This is a genomic window from Mesorhizobium sp. B4-1-1, from assembly GCF_006439375.1.
Taxonomy (GTDB): domain Bacteria; phylum Pseudomonadota; class Alphaproteobacteria; order Rhizobiales; family Rhizobiaceae; genus Mesorhizobium.
In genome coordinates, this window is record NZ_VFTH01000035.1 from 1 (window position 1) to 15,438 (window position 15,438).

The 15,438-nt window shown below is 64.8% G+C and carries 17 protein-coding genes; 12 read left to right on the forward strand and 5 right to left on the reverse strand.

Going from position 1 to position 15,438, the window contains the following annotated elements; translation table 11 throughout:
* Positions 1-642: 642 nt before the first annotated feature.
* Both FJW10_RS28695 and FJW10_RS28700 read right to left on the reverse strand, forming a co-directional pair.
* Positions 643-1,707, reverse strand: a complete 1,065-nt coding sequence (locus tag FJW10_RS28695; protein WP_140902567.1) for a TraB/GumN family protein — start codon at positions 1,705-1,707, stop codon at positions 643-645.
* Positions 1,708-1,901: 194 nt separating this feature from the next.
* Entirely contained in the window at positions 1,902-2,840 is a 939-nt protein-coding gene (locus tag FJW10_RS28700; RefSeq protein ID WP_140835979.1) for a tyrosine recombinase XerC, read from the reverse strand.
* Positions 2,841-2,938: 98 nt separating this feature from the next.
* On the opposite strand from FJW10_RS28700, the gene rimM reads away from it, so the two are divergent.
* Both rimM and trmD read left to right on the forward strand, forming a co-directional pair.
* Positions 2,939-3,538, forward strand: coding sequence for a ribosome maturation factor RimM (gene rimM, locus FJW10_RS28705; protein ID WP_140835978.1), 600 nt, complete (start codon positions 2,939-2,941; stop codon positions 3,536-3,538).
* Positions 3,535-4,236 carry a tRNA (guanosine(37)-N1)-methyltransferase TrmD gene (gene trmD, locus FJW10_RS28710; protein WP_140902568.1) on the forward strand — a complete coding sequence of 234 codons (702 nt, stop codon included), beginning with the start codon at positions 3,535-3,537 and terminating at the stop codon, positions 4,234-4,236. The genes rimM and trmD overlap by 4 nt, the downstream gene beginning before the upstream one ends.
* On the opposite strand, the gene FJW10_RS28715 is transcribed toward trmD, so the two are convergent.
* Positions 4,218-4,970 (reverse strand): sulfite exporter TauE/SafE family protein, encoded by a 753-nt coding sequence (locus tag FJW10_RS28715; protein ID WP_140902569.1) that lies wholly within the window; start codon positions 4,968-4,970, stop codon positions 4,218-4,220. The genes trmD and FJW10_RS28715 overlap by 19 nt on opposite strands.
* Positions 4,971-5,312: 342 nt before the next feature.
* On the opposite strand from FJW10_RS28715, the gene rplS reads away from it, so the two are divergent.
* From rplS to leuC, 8 genes are all read left to right on the forward strand, one after another.
* Positions 5,313-5,849, forward strand: a complete 537-nt coding sequence (rplS, locus tag FJW10_RS28720; RefSeq protein ID WP_140646029.1) for a 50S ribosomal protein L19 — start codon at positions 5,313-5,315, stop codon at positions 5,847-5,849.
* Positions 5,850-6,006: 157 nt separating this feature from the next.
* Entirely contained in the window at positions 6,007-6,426 is a 420-nt protein-coding gene (locus FJW10_RS28725) for an organic hydroperoxide resistance protein (protein WP_140902570.1), read from the forward strand.
* Positions 6,423-6,923, forward strand: coding sequence for a MarR family transcriptional regulator (locus FJW10_RS28730; protein WP_140902571.1), 501 nt, complete (start codon positions 6,423-6,425; stop codon positions 6,921-6,923). Before FJW10_RS28725 ends, FJW10_RS28730 begins: the two co-directional genes overlap by 4 nt.
* Positions 6,924-7,153: 230 nt before the next feature.
* Complete coding sequence (locus FJW10_RS28735; RefSeq protein WP_140902572.1) at positions 7,154-7,951, forward strand: basic amino acid ABC transporter substrate-binding protein; 798 nt, start codon at positions 7,154-7,156, stop codon at positions 7,949-7,951.
* Between the two features lie 63 nt (positions 7,952-8,014).
* Complete coding sequence (locus tag FJW10_RS28740) at positions 8,015-8,824, forward strand: amino acid ABC transporter permease (protein ID WP_140902573.1); 810 nt, start codon at positions 8,015-8,017, stop codon at positions 8,822-8,824.
* Between the two features lie 120 nt (positions 8,825-8,944).
* A complete protein-coding gene (locus FJW10_RS28745) occupies positions 8,945-9,595 on the forward strand; it encodes a methyltransferase domain-containing protein (protein ID WP_140902574.1) in 651 nt (216 codons plus the stop codon).
* 364 nt (positions 9,596-9,959) lie between these two features.
* Positions 9,960-10,085: a hypothetical protein gene (locus tag FJW10_RS31015; protein WP_140659910.1), complete on the forward strand. Its 126-nt coding sequence runs from the start codon at positions 9,960-9,962 to the stop codon at positions 10,083-10,085.
* 66 nt (positions 10,086-10,151) lie between these two features.
* Positions 10,152-11,561: a 3-isopropylmalate dehydratase large subunit gene (gene leuC / locus FJW10_RS28760; RefSeq protein ID WP_140832495.1), complete on the forward strand. Its 1,410-nt coding sequence runs from the start codon at positions 10,152-10,154 to the stop codon at positions 11,559-11,561.
* Positions 11,562-11,625: 64 nt separating this feature from the next.
* Here leuC and FJW10_RS28765 read toward each other — a convergent pair whose 3' ends face one another.
* Positions 11,626-11,931: a hypothetical protein gene (locus tag FJW10_RS28765; RefSeq protein ID WP_140707157.1), complete on the reverse strand. Its 306-nt coding sequence runs from the start codon at positions 11,929-11,931 to the stop codon at positions 11,626-11,628.
* 161 nt (positions 11,932-12,092) lie between these two features.
* On the opposite strand from FJW10_RS28765, the gene FJW10_RS28770 reads away from it, so the two are divergent.
* Both FJW10_RS28770 and FJW10_RS28775 read left to right on the forward strand, forming a co-directional pair.
* Positions 12,093-13,289 (forward strand): GGDEF domain-containing protein, encoded by a 1,197-nt coding sequence (locus tag FJW10_RS28770; protein ID WP_140902575.1) that lies wholly within the window; start codon positions 12,093-12,095, stop codon positions 13,287-13,289.
* A 368-nt stretch (positions 13,290-13,657) separates the two neighbouring features.
* Positions 13,658-14,857, forward strand: a complete 1,200-nt coding sequence (locus tag FJW10_RS28775; RefSeq protein ID WP_140902576.1) for a GGDEF domain-containing protein — start codon at positions 13,658-13,660, stop codon at positions 14,855-14,857.
* Here FJW10_RS28775 and FJW10_RS28780 read toward each other — a convergent pair.
* The gene (locus FJW10_RS28780; protein ID WP_140902577.1) at positions 14,841-15,197 is read right to left on the reverse strand and encodes a hypothetical protein; all 357 of its coding nucleotides are present in this window, start codon (positions 15,195-15,197) and stop codon (positions 14,841-14,843) included. The two genes, FJW10_RS28775 and FJW10_RS28780, sit on opposite strands and share 17 nt — an antisense overlap.
* Positions 15,198-15,438 lie beyond the last annotated feature (241 nt).

The window sequence follows — 15,438 nt, forward strand, 5'->3', positions numbered from 1 at the left end:
AACTATCGAGGCAGCCGAATGCAGCAACTACTTCGCAAACTCCGGATACGCATCCGTCAAAACGTGAAAGACTCTAGGCGCCGAAAACGCTTCGTCATACGCGGGTCAAGACCGAGTATTGAGGAAGGCGTGGTTGCCAAAAACCAAACGGCCCGCCTTTCGGCGGGCCGTTCGTTTTTCAAGCTGTAGCCCGATTACTGAGCCGGTGCAGGTGCCGGAGCAGGGGCCGGCGCGGGTGCAGGAGCTGGCGCGGGAGCCGGGGCAGGCGCCGGGGCCGGAGCGGGTGCCGGCTCAGGGGCTGGGGCAGGCGTTGCAGGCGCAGGAGCCGGCGTGCTGGCTGCCGGCGGCTCGGCCGGGGCCGGTGCATGCTCGCCGCCGCTTCTGCCAAAGACATAATAGGCAACAATGGCCAGGATAATAACAACTAGGGCGATCAGCCACCCGCTGCCGCCACCACCCGACTTGGGAGGCGTGCTCGAAGGGGTGAAGGGGTCGTTAGGGTTCGCCATGAAACGTGTCCTCCTTGGATGAAAGTCATCAAAATAACAGCCATCAACGCGCTGAGCCCGCATCGGGTTTCACGCGGACGGACGGAAAGCGCTGAAAAACCGGCGTTTTCAGGTCCGCCAGCCGCCAGACGACTCAGTTGGCGGCGGTAACACTATACCCTGCCTTTCGAAAATCCTCGACCAGTCCTTCCGAACCGGGCAGATGCATGGCGCCGACGGCCATGAAAACGTTACCCTTGGCCAAAATCGGCCCGGCATGCGCCGCCATCTGCTTGTTGCGGCTGGTGATCATGGTCTGCTCGAAGGCGGCATAGCCGGCCTTGTCGTCCGCCGTCTCCGGCAGCACGGCCCGGAAGAGCGGCCAGAACATGCCGACCTCGCCACGCTGGTAGAGCACGATCATCGTCTCGTTGACGTCGTTCACCTTGTCGCCGAGCTTCATCGTCTCGACCAGGCTCTTCATGTGGAATTCGAGCGGCAGCGAGGCCATGGCGCGCAACTGATCGACGGCGGTCTCGAGCCCTTCGATGTCTTTTCCCGAAGCCTTGGCGTCCGAGGCAAGCTTGACGTCCAGCACGGGTTCGCCGGCGCTCTGGCGCGCCACCTCGCAGGCCGGCAACGCCATCATCGCCGATAGGATCCACGGCTTCATCTTGGCGACCGTCGCCGGCGGAATGCCGCGCGCGTCGAGCCCCTCGTCCAGCGCCGCCGCATCCTGCGGCGACAATAGCGACGACAGCGTGGTGTTGTCGGTGAACATCATCAGGCCGGGTTCGCTGGCCATGGCGGCCATCATCTTGGCCTTGTCGAGCGCGTCGGTGGTCTCGATGACGATGGTGCCGGCGCCGTCATAGGCCTTCTGCGCGGCCGCCGGCAGCGTGGTGACGCGCGTATCGGTCATGTGCATGGTGCCGAACAGATAGGACGGCTTTTCGCCCGGTTTCTCCAGCTTCCAAAGCAGGCCCTTGCCGTTGGGAACGGCCGCCGCCTCGCTCTCGACCTTCTTGAAGGCGGCGGGATCGTTCTTTTCCAGCGCCGTCAAAAGATCGGTGCCGGCGCAATTGGGCGCTCCGGCATGCGCCCGGCCGGCGATCAGCAGAACGACGAGGAAAGACAAGAAAAACAGCAAGTTGAGCGCCGCAAGCAGCTTCAACGAGACAAGGGCCGCGCGGTCGGCGATGGCGATGACGCGTTTCATGGGAAGCGTCTTAGCGCCGAAAAGCGGCAAAACGGTTAATTGGGAGACTGAAATTGTCTCTGGTGCGGTGAGCTCTTTTGACGTTCGCTCGGGTTTTCGGAGAGAATGCTTTGGCCGCAACGCTTATCGCTTCGCTCCTTGCTCCGCCCTGGAATGACGAGGTCCGGAGGGCTTCGCGCCATCCCCCAGCGGCTTCAGGCCCTTGGATGCGCCTTCTCGTAGATATCCAGCAGCCTTGCCGTGTCGACGGCGGTATAGATCTGGGTGGTCGACAGGCTGGCGTGGCCGAGCAGTTCCTGGATCGTGCGCAGGTCGCCGCCGCGGCCAAGCAGATGGGTGGCGAAGGAATGCCGCAAGGCATGCGGCGTCGCGGTGTCGGGCAGGTTGAGCGCCGAGCGCAGCCTCGCCATCTCGCGCTGGACGATGGCCGGGTTCAAAGGCCCGCCCCGCGCGCCGCGAAACAACAGGCCCTTCGGATCGATATGGTAGGGACAAAGCCTGCGGTATTCGGCAACCGCCCGCAGCGCCACCGGCAGCACCGGCACCAGCCGCGTCTTGCCGCCCTTGCCGGTGACGCGCAGCACCGTGTCCGCCTCCGAAGCGAGATCGGCGCCGGCCAGACCGAGCGCTTCCGAGATGCGCAGGCCCGAACCGTAGAGCAGCGTCAGCACGGCGGCGTTGCGGGCGGCGATCCATGGCTCGTCCGCGAGTTGGCCTTCCGTCGCCACCACTTGTTTGGCGTCACTTGCCGTCAGCGGCTTGGGCAGCGATTTCGGCTGGCGCGGCGCGCGCAGAGCAGCCGCGCCGGCGGCGTTGACCAGGCCGCGCCGTTCGAGAAAGCGCAGCAGTGAGCGGATGCCGGCAAGGCCGCGGCCCAGCGTGCGCGCGCCAGCGCCTTCATTGCGGCGCTTGGCGAGGAAGCCGCGCAAATCGGCGGGGCGCAGGTCGGCGATGTCCGAGATGCCTGGAGAACCGCCGCGATGTTCGGTCAAGAAATGCAGGAACTGGCGGGTGTCGCGCTCATAGGCCTCGACGGTCTCCGGCGACAGCCGGCGCTCATGCGCCAGCGTCTTCAGCCAGGTCTGGCGCGCCGCCTGGAGGTCGGGTTTGGCCGGGATGAGGAATTCCTGCATGGCGGCAGTTTCGGGCATGCGGGTTAGGAAGCGGTGAAGAGGCGATCATTGAAATGATGGCCTCAGGGGGGTAGAGCAGGGCAAAGGAAGCGCCGCCGATGTCGAAGCTCGAAAACCCCGTACAGATGGCCGTTATCGGCGCCGCGCACGGCATCAAGGGCGAATTGCGCGTGAAGACCTTCACCGGGGACCCGCTGGCGCTGGCCGACTACGGTCCGCTTTATGCCAAGGACGGCCGCGCCTTCCAGATCAATGATATCAGGCCGGCCGGCACCGTCGTGGTGGTGCGCTTCAAGGGAATCGGTGACCGCAACGCCGCCGAGGCTTTGGCCGGTACGGAGCTTTTCGTCGACCGCTCGGTACTGCCGGACGACGGCGAGGAGGACGAGTTCTATCACGCCGATCTCATCGGTCTCGACGTCAGGGACGATACGGGCGTCATCGGCAAGGTCGTCGCCGTGCATAATTTCGGTGGCGGCGACATCCTCGACGTCACGCTTGCCGGCCGCAAGGGCGTGCTGATCCCGTTCACGCAGGCCGCCGTGCCACATGTTTCGATCGCCGACGGATTCGTGGAGGTCAACCCTCAGGCGGCGGGGCTGGTTGAAGACGAAGAAGACGGCGAAGCGCCCAGGGATGCCGGGTTCGACCCGAAAGGCCGGCCGCGCGGACCGAAGGATGCCGGAGGCAACCGTTGAGCTTTGCCGCTTCGGTGCTGACGCTCTATCCGGAGATGTTCCCGGGCGCGCTCGGCCTGTCGCTGGCCGGCCGCGCGCTGGAGGCCGGCACCTGGTCGCTCGAGGCGATCCAGATCCGCGATTTCGCCACCGACAGGCACCGCACGGTCGACGACACGCCGGCCGGCGGCGGCGCCGGCATGGTGATGCGCGCCGACGTGCTGGCCAAGGCGGTCGACCACGCCGCGCCGCCGGGCGATGAGCGTCCAAGGCTGCTGATGAGCCCGCGCGGAAAACCGCTGACGCAGGCGCGCGTGCGCGAATTGGCCGACGGTCCGGGCGCCGTGATCCTGTGCGGCCGCTTCGAAGGCGTCGACCAGCGGCTGATCGAGGCGCGGGGGCTGGAGGAGGTGTCGGTCGGCGATTTCATCCTGTCGGGCGGCGAGCCGGCGGCGCTCGTGCTGCTCGACGCCGTGGTGCGGCTGCTGCCGGGCGTGATGGGCAATGCGGTGTCGGGTGACGAAGAAAGTTTCGAGAACGGCCTGCTCGAGCATCCGCACTATACACGGCCGCAGGAATTCGAGGGCAGGCCGATCCCTGACGTGCTGATCTCCGGCAACCACAAGAAGATAGCCGAATGGCGGCGCGCCGAGGCCGAGAAGCTGACACGGGAGCGTCGGCCGGATTTGCTGGGGGCGGTTCAGCCTTTGGTGAAATAGTAGAAGGCCAGAAACAGGCCGACAGCGACGACGAAGCCGCGCACCACGCCTTGCGGCACGCGCTTGGCGATCCAGACGCCGGCGTAGCCGCCCAATGCGCCGCCCGGGATCATGACGATCGCCTGCGGCCAGGCGACGACGCCGCCCGAAACGAAGACCAGGATGGCGATGGCCGCGATGACCACGGCCAGCATGTTCTTCAGCGCGTTGAGCCGGTGGTAGTCGCCGGCCTGGGTCAGGCCGAGCGTGGCCAGCATCATCACGCCCATGCCGGCGCCGAAGAAGCCGCCATAGACGGAGGTCGCGAATTGGGCGAGCGACCCGGCGAGAGAGCCAACTTTTGCCTCGGCGCCGGGCTTGGGCGCCGGTTTCAGCCATGGCCCGGCGGCGAACAGCGCGGTCGCGGCGATCAGCAGCCAGGGCACCAGCGCGCGGAAGGACGGGTTGGAAAGCGCAAGCAGGATGAGCGAACCGGCCAGCGCGCCGAAGGCGGAGATGACGCAGAGCAGCAGCGCCTGGCGCCAGAAATGCCTGATGTCGTCGAGATAGGCGAGCGTCGAGGTGATATAGCCTGGAAACTGCGTCACCGAGGAGGTGGCGTTGGCCACGATCGGCGGCACGCCGACCAAGGTCATGGCGCCGAAGGTGACGAAGGTGCCGCCGCCCGCGACGGCATTGACCGCGCCGGAGACAAAACCCGAGAGAAAGAGCAAGGCGGCATCGAAAAAAGTCATTTTCCCCGCTTTAGGAAGCTTACAAGCCGCGCGCAACCCGGCACGGCCGCAGTAATGTGGGGCCATGGGAAAAAATAAGCCTCAAGGTCCTTTTTGATGCATGTGGCCGTGCCTGAATCGCTCACACTTGCGGGCGACATGCATTAGGGCGTGACAAAGCGGCAAAATGCCTGTATGTGCCCGCCCGAACCGGAAGAACGATCTTTCGGACCCGTCAACAAATGACGGTGTAGCCGTCCCTGCCCGATGTTTCGACAAAGGGCATAGCCGAGCGGTCATTGGAACTGCAAGGCGAGCGTTGGACGCTCTGACTGTCGGAAGAACAAGAAGTGGATATTTGAGATGGATCTCATCCGTCAGCTCGAGGCCGAACAGGCCGCCAAGATCGAAGCCAAGCGCAAGCTGCCAGAATTCCAGCCGGGCGACACCGTGCGCGTCCAAGTGCGCGTCACCGAAGGCACCCGCACCCGCGTCCAGGCCTATGAGGGCGTCGTCATCGCCCGCGCCGGCTCGGGCTTCCAGGAGAATTTCACCGTCCGCAAGATTTCCTACGGCGAAGGCGTCGAGCGCGTTTTCCCGGTCTATTCGCCGATGGTCGAGGGCGTCGAGATCGTGCGCCGCGGCAAGGTTCGCCGCGCCAAGCTCTATTACCTGCGTGACCGTCGCGGCAAGTCGGCCCGCATTTCGGAAAACACCGGCGTGCGCGCCCGCAAGCTGAACGACGAAGAGCGTGATGCTTTGGCCGCCGAGCGCGCCCGCATCGAGGCCGAAAAGGTCGCGGCCGCCCAGGCGCTGGCCGCCGAGACGGCCGCCAAGGAAGCCGCCGAGAAGAAGGCCGCCGCTGAGGCTGCTTCGGCCGAGGCCGCCTCCGCCGAATAAGGCTTCGTCGAAACAGGTTTTGGAAAGGCGGCTACGGCCGCCTTTTTCATTTTCACCGAGCCGTGATCGCCAGCCACAGGAAAATTGCCTCGCCATCGTTGACGACGAATTATCTTGTACACTAAATAATCGTTTACAAATCAGATGGAGACAAAAAATGCCAGCACTTTACAGCACCCAGGCTCACGTCACCGGCGGCCGCAACGGTCACGGCGAGACGAGCGACGGCCTGCTCAAGGTCGATCTGGCGATGCCGAACGAACTTGGCGGCAAGGGCGGCGCCACCAATCCCGAACAGCTTTTCGCCGTCGGCTATGCCGCCTGCTTCGAAAGCGCGGTGCGTTTCGTCGCCCGCCAGCAGAAGCTGCCGCTTGAGGACGCTTCGGTCACCTCCACGGTGAGCCTCTATCCGAACGACCAGGGCGGCTTCCGCCTCGGCGTTTCACTGGCGGCCGAGATCAAGGGACTTGATCAGGCGGGCGCAGAGGCGCTTGTATCCGAAGCGCACAAGATCTGCCCCTATTCCAACGCCATCCGGGGCAATATCGACGTGGCGCTCTCGGCAAAGGCTGCATGACGGCGAAAACCGAAACCATGACCAAGCAAGCCTCGTCGCAGGGTGCCGGGGCGCTCGAGGTGCCGCGCCTCGACCAGCAGCTTTGCTTCGCGCTCTATTCGGCAAGCGGGCTGATGACCAAGCTTTACCGGCCGCTGCTCGATCCGCTCGGCCTCACCTATCCGCAATATCTGGCGATGCTGGCGCTGTGGCAGCATTCGCCGAGCACGATCGGCGAGCTCGGCGCAGCACTTGGCCTCGATTCGGCGACGCTGACGCCGCTGATCAAGCGGATGGAAGCCGGCGGCCTCGTGACCCGCCGGCGCGATAGCGCCGACGAACGCCGGGTGCTGGTCGAGCCGACAGCCAAGGGTGAAGCGCTGCGGGGGAAGATGAAGGACGTGCAGGAGGGGCTCAACTGCGGCATGCCGCTGGAGCGAGCCGAACTCAAAGCCCTGCACGGCACGCTGACACGACTGGTCGCCGGATTGCGCGAAGCCACGGCCGATCAGGACTGATCGCCGCAACCGCCGTCCCCGAAACCATCGCTGAAGAGCATTGGAATCCATATTGGCGCGCGGCGGCAGAGTGAACCGGCTTGCAAGGCGCGCGCGGCTCTATCTCTTTGTTTTTACGCAATTCCGAACGGAAAACCGCTTCACACTTTTCCTGGAAGTGCTCTAAAGTCGGCACCGGATTTTTCCTGGCCGCGAGATTGCAGCGCGGCCTGCACCTTTGGAGATTCGTCATGACCAAGTCGAAACTGCTGCTGGCCGCCATGGTGGCCTGCCTTCTCGCGCCTGTCGCGGCGCTCGCCGACAATCTGCCCGATCTCGGCGGCAAAAAGGTCGTGGTGGTGACGGAAAACGCCTATCCGCCGCTGCAGTTCATCGACAAGACGACCGGCAAGCAGATCGGCTGGGAATATGATGCGATGGACGAGATCGCCAAGCGGCTGAACTTCAAGGTCGAGTATCAGAACACTTCCTGGGACGCGATGATCCAGGCTGTTTCCGACAACCAGTACAACATCGGCATGACCGGCATCACCATCAAGGACGACCGCAAGGAGAAGGTCGACTTCTCCGACCCCTATATGCGTTCGGAGCAATTCATGCTGGTGCGCGGCGATGAAAGCCGCTTCACCGACGCCAAGACCTTCGGCGCCTTCAAAGACGGGCTGATCGGCGCCCAGCCGGGCACCACGCCTTTCTACACCGCCGTCTACAGCGTGCTCGACGGCAACGAGCAGAACCCGCGGATAAAGCTGTTCGAGACGTTCGGCGCGACCGTGCAGGCGCTGAAAACGGGCGACGTCGACGTCGTGCTCACCGACGGCACCGCCGGCCAGGGCTATGTCGATGCCTCCGACGGCAAGCTGAAGCTGATCGGCGGGCCGCTCGGCACCGAGGATTTCGGCTTCATCTTCCCGAAGGGTTCGGACCTGGTGAAGCCGGTCAATGCCGCGATCGCCGCGCTCAAGGCCGACGGCACGTTCGACAAGCTCAACAAGAAGTGGTTCCTCGATTACAAGATGGGGCAGTAGGCCCTGTTGTCGCGACGGCCGGCAACTCCTGCGAAGGCATCTATTCACCAGCGTTGGGAACTGATGCCACCCCCATCCACATCCAAATCCGAATTCCCCTGGTGGCTGGCCGCCGCGCTCGCCCTTGCTTTGGCCGCCGCCCTCGCCATTGCCTCCAGCGACCTCTACGCGCAGGTCTTCGCCACCGTCGCCAAGGGCATCGGCGTCACCATCTTCGTCACCGCGGTCGCTTTCGCCTTAGCTTCCGCGCTGGGGCTCGGCATCGCCCTGATGGCGCTGTCGGGGTCGCAATGGCTGCGGCAGATCGCGCGCTTCTATGTCGAGATCATCCGCGGCGTGCCGATCCTGGTGCTGTTGTTCTGGATCGCCTTTGCCGGCGCGCCGGCCTTCGTCGCCGCCTGGAACGCGCTGACCGCGCCGCTTCAGGGCGCCGGCCTGATCGGCGAACTGCTGGTGCGCGACGTGTCGCTGCTCTGGCGCGCCATCATGGCGCTGACCATCGGCTATTCGGCCTTCATCTCGGAAGTGTTCCGCGCCGGCATCCAGTCGGTCGAGAAGGGACAGATCGAAGCCGCGAAGGCGCTTGGGCTCAGCCGGGCGCAGCGCTTCCGGCTGATCGTGTTCCCGCAGGCGATCCGCATGATCCTGCCGCCGCTCGGCAACGATTTCGTCGCCATGGTCAAGGATTCCTCGCTGGTCTCGGTGCTCGGCGTCGCCGACATCACCCAGATCGGCAAGGTCTATGCCGCGGGCTCCTTCCGCTTCTTCGAGACCTATTCGATCGTCGCCTATATCTACCTCATCCTGACCGTCGGCCTGTCGCTGGCGCTGCGGGCGCTGGAGCAGCGGCTGCGCAGGCAGCATCAGCAATAGCGGGGCGCCAAAATCCGCGCTATCTCTTTGTTTTGACGCAATTCCGGACGGAAAACCGGTTCCCACTTTTCCTGGAATTGCTCTACCTTGGTCATGTGCATCCGGCGGAGGAGACGTCCCATGAATTTCGACAAGGCCAATGCGGCGCTGGACTCCGTCTATTCGGCCGACTCGCCGGAAGGACTCGCAAAGGCCTATGCCGACTGGGCCGCGACCTATGACAGCGAGACCGCCTCGCTCGGCTATCTCCTGCCTTTCCTGATCACCGCCTGGGTGGCGCGGCACGTGCCGGCGGGCGAAGGTCCGCTGCTCGACGCCGGCTGCGGCACGGGCCTGTCGGGGCCGTCGCTCAAGGCTCTGGGCTATGGCGACATCGCCGGGCTCGACCTCTCCGACGACATGCTGAAGATCGCCGGCAGCCGCCAGGCCAATGGCAAGCCGGCCTATGGCGAGCTGAAGAAGGCGATGCTCGGCGGTCCGCTGCCTTGGCCGGATGGACACTTCCGCGCCTTCTTCTCGACGGGCGTGTTCACCATCGGCCACGCGCCGGCGTCGGGCCTGCACGAGCTGGTGCGCATCACCAGACGCCGCGGCCACGCCATCTTCACCGTGCGCGACCAGGTTTTCGAAAGCGGCGGATTCCAGGCCGTGTTCGACGAACTGGCGCGGGCGAACAAATGGCGAGCGGTCGAAGAAAGCCCGTGGTTTCGTTGCTATGCGATCGGCGATCCGGAGGCGCTGGTGAAGACGTTCGTGTTCGAGGTGGTTTGAGCCGTGAGCTCGCCGATCTTGGCTCCCTTCCTCTCCCTCCGGAGGGGGGAGAGGTGGCGCTGCGAAGCAGCGACGGAGCGGGGGAAGGCGATCCTCAAATGCGCCGCCGCTGACAGCTCGCCACAGAGCTCCGATCAAGCCGAGGCATTGCTCGGTTTGAAATAACAATGGCCGAGCCAAGTCGCCCCCCCACTCCGTCGAGCTTCGCTCGCCACCTCTCCCCCGATCGGCGGGAGAGAGGAAGGGCGCGCGCTCGCCGACCTTGGCGCTCTGCCTTTGCCCTCCGAAGGTGTGGGAGTGAGGCGAGGAACCAGGCCCCCGCTCGCAATTGCCGAAAAGCCAAAACATTGCTATCTACGCCGCCATGGAAAAGCTTTTCAGCGATCCGGCCTACAAGGGCTTCGTGCTGCAGGACAGAAAGCGCCTGCCGTCGCGATTTGCCGCGCGGGTCTGCGGCGCGCTCACCTGCCGACTTCGCCGGGCCGACTGATCGAAGTCGCTTGCCGGCCGAAGCCACGCCAGCTTTTCTTATTCTCATATCGACGGATTTACGCACATGAGCGCACCGCGCACCCTCTACGACAAGATCTTCGATGACCACACGGTCGACCGCCAGGACGACGGCACCTGCCTGCTCTATATCGACCGCCACCTCGTCCACGAAGTCACCAGCCCGCAGGCCTTCGAAGGCCTGCGCATGAGCGGCCGCAAGGTCCGCCATCCGGAAAAGACGCTGGCCGTGGTCGACCACAACGTGCCGACCTCGCCCGAGCGCAAGTTCGGCATCAAGAACGAGGAGAGCCGCATCCAGGTCGAGGCGCTGGCCAAGAACGCCAAGGATTTCGGCATCGAATATTATTCCGAGAACGATATCCGCCAGGGCATCGTCCACATCATCGGGCCGGAACAGGGCTTCACCCTGCCGGGCATGACCATCGTCTGCGGCGACAGCCACACCTCCACGCACGGCGCTTTCGGCGCGCTGGCGCATGGCATCGGCACGTCCGAGGTCGAGCATGTGCTGGCCACGCAGACGCTGATCCAGCGCAAGGCCAAGAATATGCTGGTGCGGGTCGACGGGCAGTTGCCGGAAGGCGTCACCGCCAAGGACATCATCCTCGCCATCATCGGCGAGATCGGCACCGCCGGCGGCACCGGCTACGTCATCGAATATGCCGGCGAAGCGATCCGTTCGCTGTCGATGGAAGGCCGCATGACGATCTGCAACATGTCGATCGAGGGCGGGGCGCGGGCCGGCCTGATCGCGCCGGACGAGACGACGTTCGCCTATGTGAAGGACAAACCGCGCGCGCCGAAGGGCGCCGCCTGGGATGCCGCGCTCGCCTATTGGAAGACGCTGCAGTCCGACGAGGGTGCGCATTTCGACAAGGTGGTCGTGCTCGACGCGCAGAAGCTGCCGCCGATCGTCTCCTGGGGCTCCTCGCCCGAGGATGTCGTCTCGGTGCAGGGCATCGTGCCCAATCCGCAAGAGATCGCGGACGAGAACAAGCGCACGTCGAAGATCCGCGCGCTCGACTATATGGGGCTGACGCCGGGGACCAAGATCACCGACATCGAACTCGACCGCGTCTTCATCGGCTCCTGCACCAATGGCCGCATCGAGGACCTGCGCGCCGCCGCCAAGGTGGTCGAGGGCAAGAAGGTCAATCCACGCGTCAACGCCATGATCGTGCCCGGCTCCGGCCTGGTCAAGGAACAGGCGGAAGCCGAAGGCCTCGACAAGATCTTCGTCGCCGCCGGTTTCGATTGGCGCGAGCCCGGCTGCTCGATGTGCCTGGCCATGAACGACGACCGGCTGAAGCCGCATGAACGCTGCGCCTCGACCTCGAACCGCAATTTCGAGGGCCGGCAGGGCTTCAAGGGCCGCACCCACCTGGTGTCGCCGGCCATGGCGGCGGCGGCGGCGATCGCCGGCCACTTCGTCGACATCCGCGACTGGAAGTAACAGCCGGCTTGCGTCTCTCAGCAAAGGCCCGGACAGGACGTCCGGGCCTTTTGCTTTCAGCGCTCTATCTGCGAATGATCTCGTGAAACTCCTCGCGCCGGCCGGGCTCGTCGGCGGCGACGACCAAGGCCAACTGGCGCTCGTCGAAAATCCTGAACCACTCGTCCCACTCCACGAGCTCGTAGCCGCCGCTGTTGATCGAACGCTCCGGGCGGTCGGTGTCTTCATAGGCCTGCTGCCCAAAAACCAGCCGCAGCATGGGCTGCGTTCCCGCCTCGGGCGAGACGTCGACGATGGCCGGGAAGCCGGCGCGCGCCGCCGCCCAGGAGCGGATTTCATCGTGGTTCGTCAAAGTGATCGTGCCGGCCATCTCGATCGTCTCCCGTCTGGCGTCTCCTGTCTGGCCGGACAACGCCGCTCCGGCAGGCCGGTTCCGCGTGGCATGCGATGTGCTCGTCGGGGGCTTAACCGCTTGTTTGGGCTTAGGTCCTAGTATCTCCCCCTGGGTAAGTTGGGGAAAGTCGCAGTCCTTTGGACACCGGTCTGCTTATAGCGCTGCTCAATCCGACGATAGCGCTGGCGCTTGGCGCCGCGTTCCTCGTGCTGTTTTCCTATCAGCGTCATCGCCCGTATCTGGCCGCGCTCGGCGCGAGCTACTGCCTGTCGGCGCCGGGTTTCCTGCTGCAGTATTTCACGCTTCCGATCGGCGTGGCGGTGACCAAGCTGATTTCCAATAGCTGTTTCACGATCGCGGCCTGGTGCCTTTCCAGCGCGATCATCGCGCGCTACGGACGGCGCGTGCCCTATGTCGGCATCGGTATCGTGACCGGAGGCGGGCTCGCCGCCTTCATCTGGTTCATGTTCGTCGAGCCGGACCTCACCTGGCGCGTGCTCGTCATGAATTTCGGCTTCGGCGCGCTCAGCCTGCTGGTCGCCGCGGAACTGAGAACGGTGCGCAACAATGGTCCGACCGAAAAAATCCTGTTCGCGCTGTCGCTGCTTTCCGGGCTGAACTTCATCGCCCGCACGCTGATCGTCGTCATCGCGCATGGACCGTTCCCCAGCTATGACGGCTTCTACGGATCGTCCTACTGGACGACGGCGCTGCTTTCGCACGCGCTGTTGTCGCTGCTGATCGCGCTCTGCCTGTTCACGGCCGCGGCGCTCGACGTGATGAGGACATTGAAGGCCGAGACCCATACCGATCCGCTCTCGGGCATCCTCAACCGCCGCGGTTTCGAGGAGCGGGCAACCGTGCTGCTCGACCAGTGCGGCAAAGCCGGCTTTCCCGTCGCCCTGGTGCTGGCCGATCTCGACCACTTCAAGGCGCTGAACGACCGGCACGGCCACGAGGCCGGCGATCGGGTGATCGCCGATTTCGCCGCCAAGCTGCGCTCCGCCACCGGCGCGCGCGGCGCCGCCGGGCGCATCGGCGGCGAAGAGTTCGCCGTGCTTTTGCCGCTAAGCGACTTGGGGTCGGCAAGGCTCTTCGCCGAAGCGATCCGTTCCTTCTATTCGGCCGGTACGATCGATGGCCTGCCGCCCGGCACCAGGGTCACGGCCAGCTTCGGCGTTGCCGCCCGCACCGGCAGGGAAGGGCTGATGCCGTTGATGCGGCGCGCCGACGAGGCGCTCTACAAGGCCAAGAAGAACGGCCGCGACAGCGTCCGTCTGTCTTACGAGAGACCTGAAACCGCCTTCGCTGCCGAGTCGCTCGCCGTCGGCTGATACATACAGGCCGGGCGCACCCCCCTCCTTAGACAGAAGGACTTAGTCCAGAAGGCGATCGCAACATTCGCGATTGCCCGAAGCTCCTGCAACTTCGTCTTCCTCGGGCTTGACCCGAGGATCCACGCCGTTACCTCTGGCGTAGAATACTGCAGTGCAGATTCTATAATTTGCCGCAACGCCTCAATGGAGCGGCATGAGTTCTAGGGTCTGCGCGCGTCGCTCCGCTCCTTGCTTCGCCCTGGATGACAAGCGCGTGGGCGTTTGCAGCTAATCGCAGAGGCCTGTAGCCTGCGGTCATGCCTCGGCATTAACGTGTTCTTCGCCCGTCGATGCTTTTCTGTCCGGAACGTCCGACGAAGGCAGATATGGGCAGCGCCGACTTCATACTGATGATCAACCTGCTCGTCGCCGGGCTGCTGGCAGCGGCATTCATGGCGGTTGCCGTCTATGACACCGGGCGCGTGTCGGCGCGCTGGCTCGCCTTCAGCTACCTGCTCGGCATGGCCTATTTCGCCATCGAATTCAGCATTCCCGCTTTCGCGGACGCCCGACTGCCGGTCGTTGCCGCCTTTGCCGTGTTCCTCGGCGCAACCGTCGCCTTCAATGGCGGGCTCGCCCACAAATATGGCGTGCGGCCACCCTGGCCGCAGATGCTCTGCTTCCTCGTCGTTGCCTCGGTCGCCGTCTATCTGGTGCAGGACCTGCCGCGCCATTCGTTGACGCGGATGATGGCCTACCAGCTTCCCTACGCCGTCATGCAGTTCGCCGCTCTCGGCATCGTGCTGTCCTCCAGGCGAAGGCTCGCGCGGCTCGACCATGTGCTGGCGCTGGTGCTCGGCGCCAGCGCCGTGCAGTTTGCCTCCAAGCCGCTCATCGCGGGTGCGCTGGGCGGCTGGGGCGCCAATCCGCAGGCCTATGTGCAGACGGCTTACGCGCTGGTGTCGCAATCGCTCGGCACCGTGTTCGGGCTGGCGCTGGCGCTGCTTGCCCTGGCCGTGCTGGTGCGCGACGCGCTGGCCGAGGCGACTTCGAAATCGGAAACCGACACCTTGTCCCGGTTGTTCAACCGCGGCGGCTTCGAACGCCATGCCGACCTTGCCATGCGGGACGCCGTTCGGCGCGGCGTGCCGGTGGCGCTGGTGATCGCCGATCTCGATTATTTCAAGCGCATCAACGACAGCTACGGCCATGCCTGCGGCGACCGCGTGATCGAGACCTTCGCCGGTTTCCTGCGCGAAGCCGCCGCCGAACATCATGTCGCCGGCCGCATCGGCGGCGAGGAGTTCGCCATCATCCTGCCGGGCACCAATCTTGCCGCGGCGCGGCTGTTTGCCGAAGGCGCGCGCAATGCGTTCGGCGCCCTGCCGATCGATGGCCTGCCCGCCGAACATCGCTGCAGCGCAAGCTTCGGCGTAGCCGAGCTGGCCGCTGATGAGGGTTTTGCCGATCTCCTGCGGCGCGCCGACGCCGCGCTCTACGACGCCAAGAATGCCGGCCGCGACTGCGTGCGCGTGTCAGGCGCGCTGCGACGGCGCCAGGCGACGATCTTCAACGGCAAGGGCTGAGATTGGGCATCTCGCCGTCGGAAAGCCCGTACATATAGGAGCGGCCCTTCACCAGCACCGGCGGCTGGTAGCAACCGGGCGCGCCGGGTTCGTCCGCATCGTCATAGACGACATCCGGCTGGCCGGCGCCGGTGAATTCGGAAAGCTTTTTCGCAAGCTTGCCCTCGCCGACGACGATGCGCTTGTAGCCGGCGGCGCTGTCGATGACGAGATTGCCGAAGGAATCGGCATAGACGCGGTCGTGATGGCGCAAGCCGGCTTCGGCCGGCGCGGCGATTGCCATGACAAACCCCGCCAGCGCGGCGGCCGCGAGGCTTGCCCGCACTGAATTCGAACGCATGTCGCTCTCCCTTGATAGGCGCGACAGATCGCGCCTGGAATCCGGTTCGAATCGGAAATTAACTCTTTCTTAACCTTTGTTAAGAGGCGGCAGGGCTTTCGGCGCCGGTTCTTAAGGAACATGGTTAATTTCGAGGGCCGACTTCCCGGGCAACAGGGCGGTCGCAGTGCCGCTCTGACTCCAGGTCACCTTGATCTTGCAACGTCGCGTGGCTACAGCGGTCCACCGTTTCACAGTAACG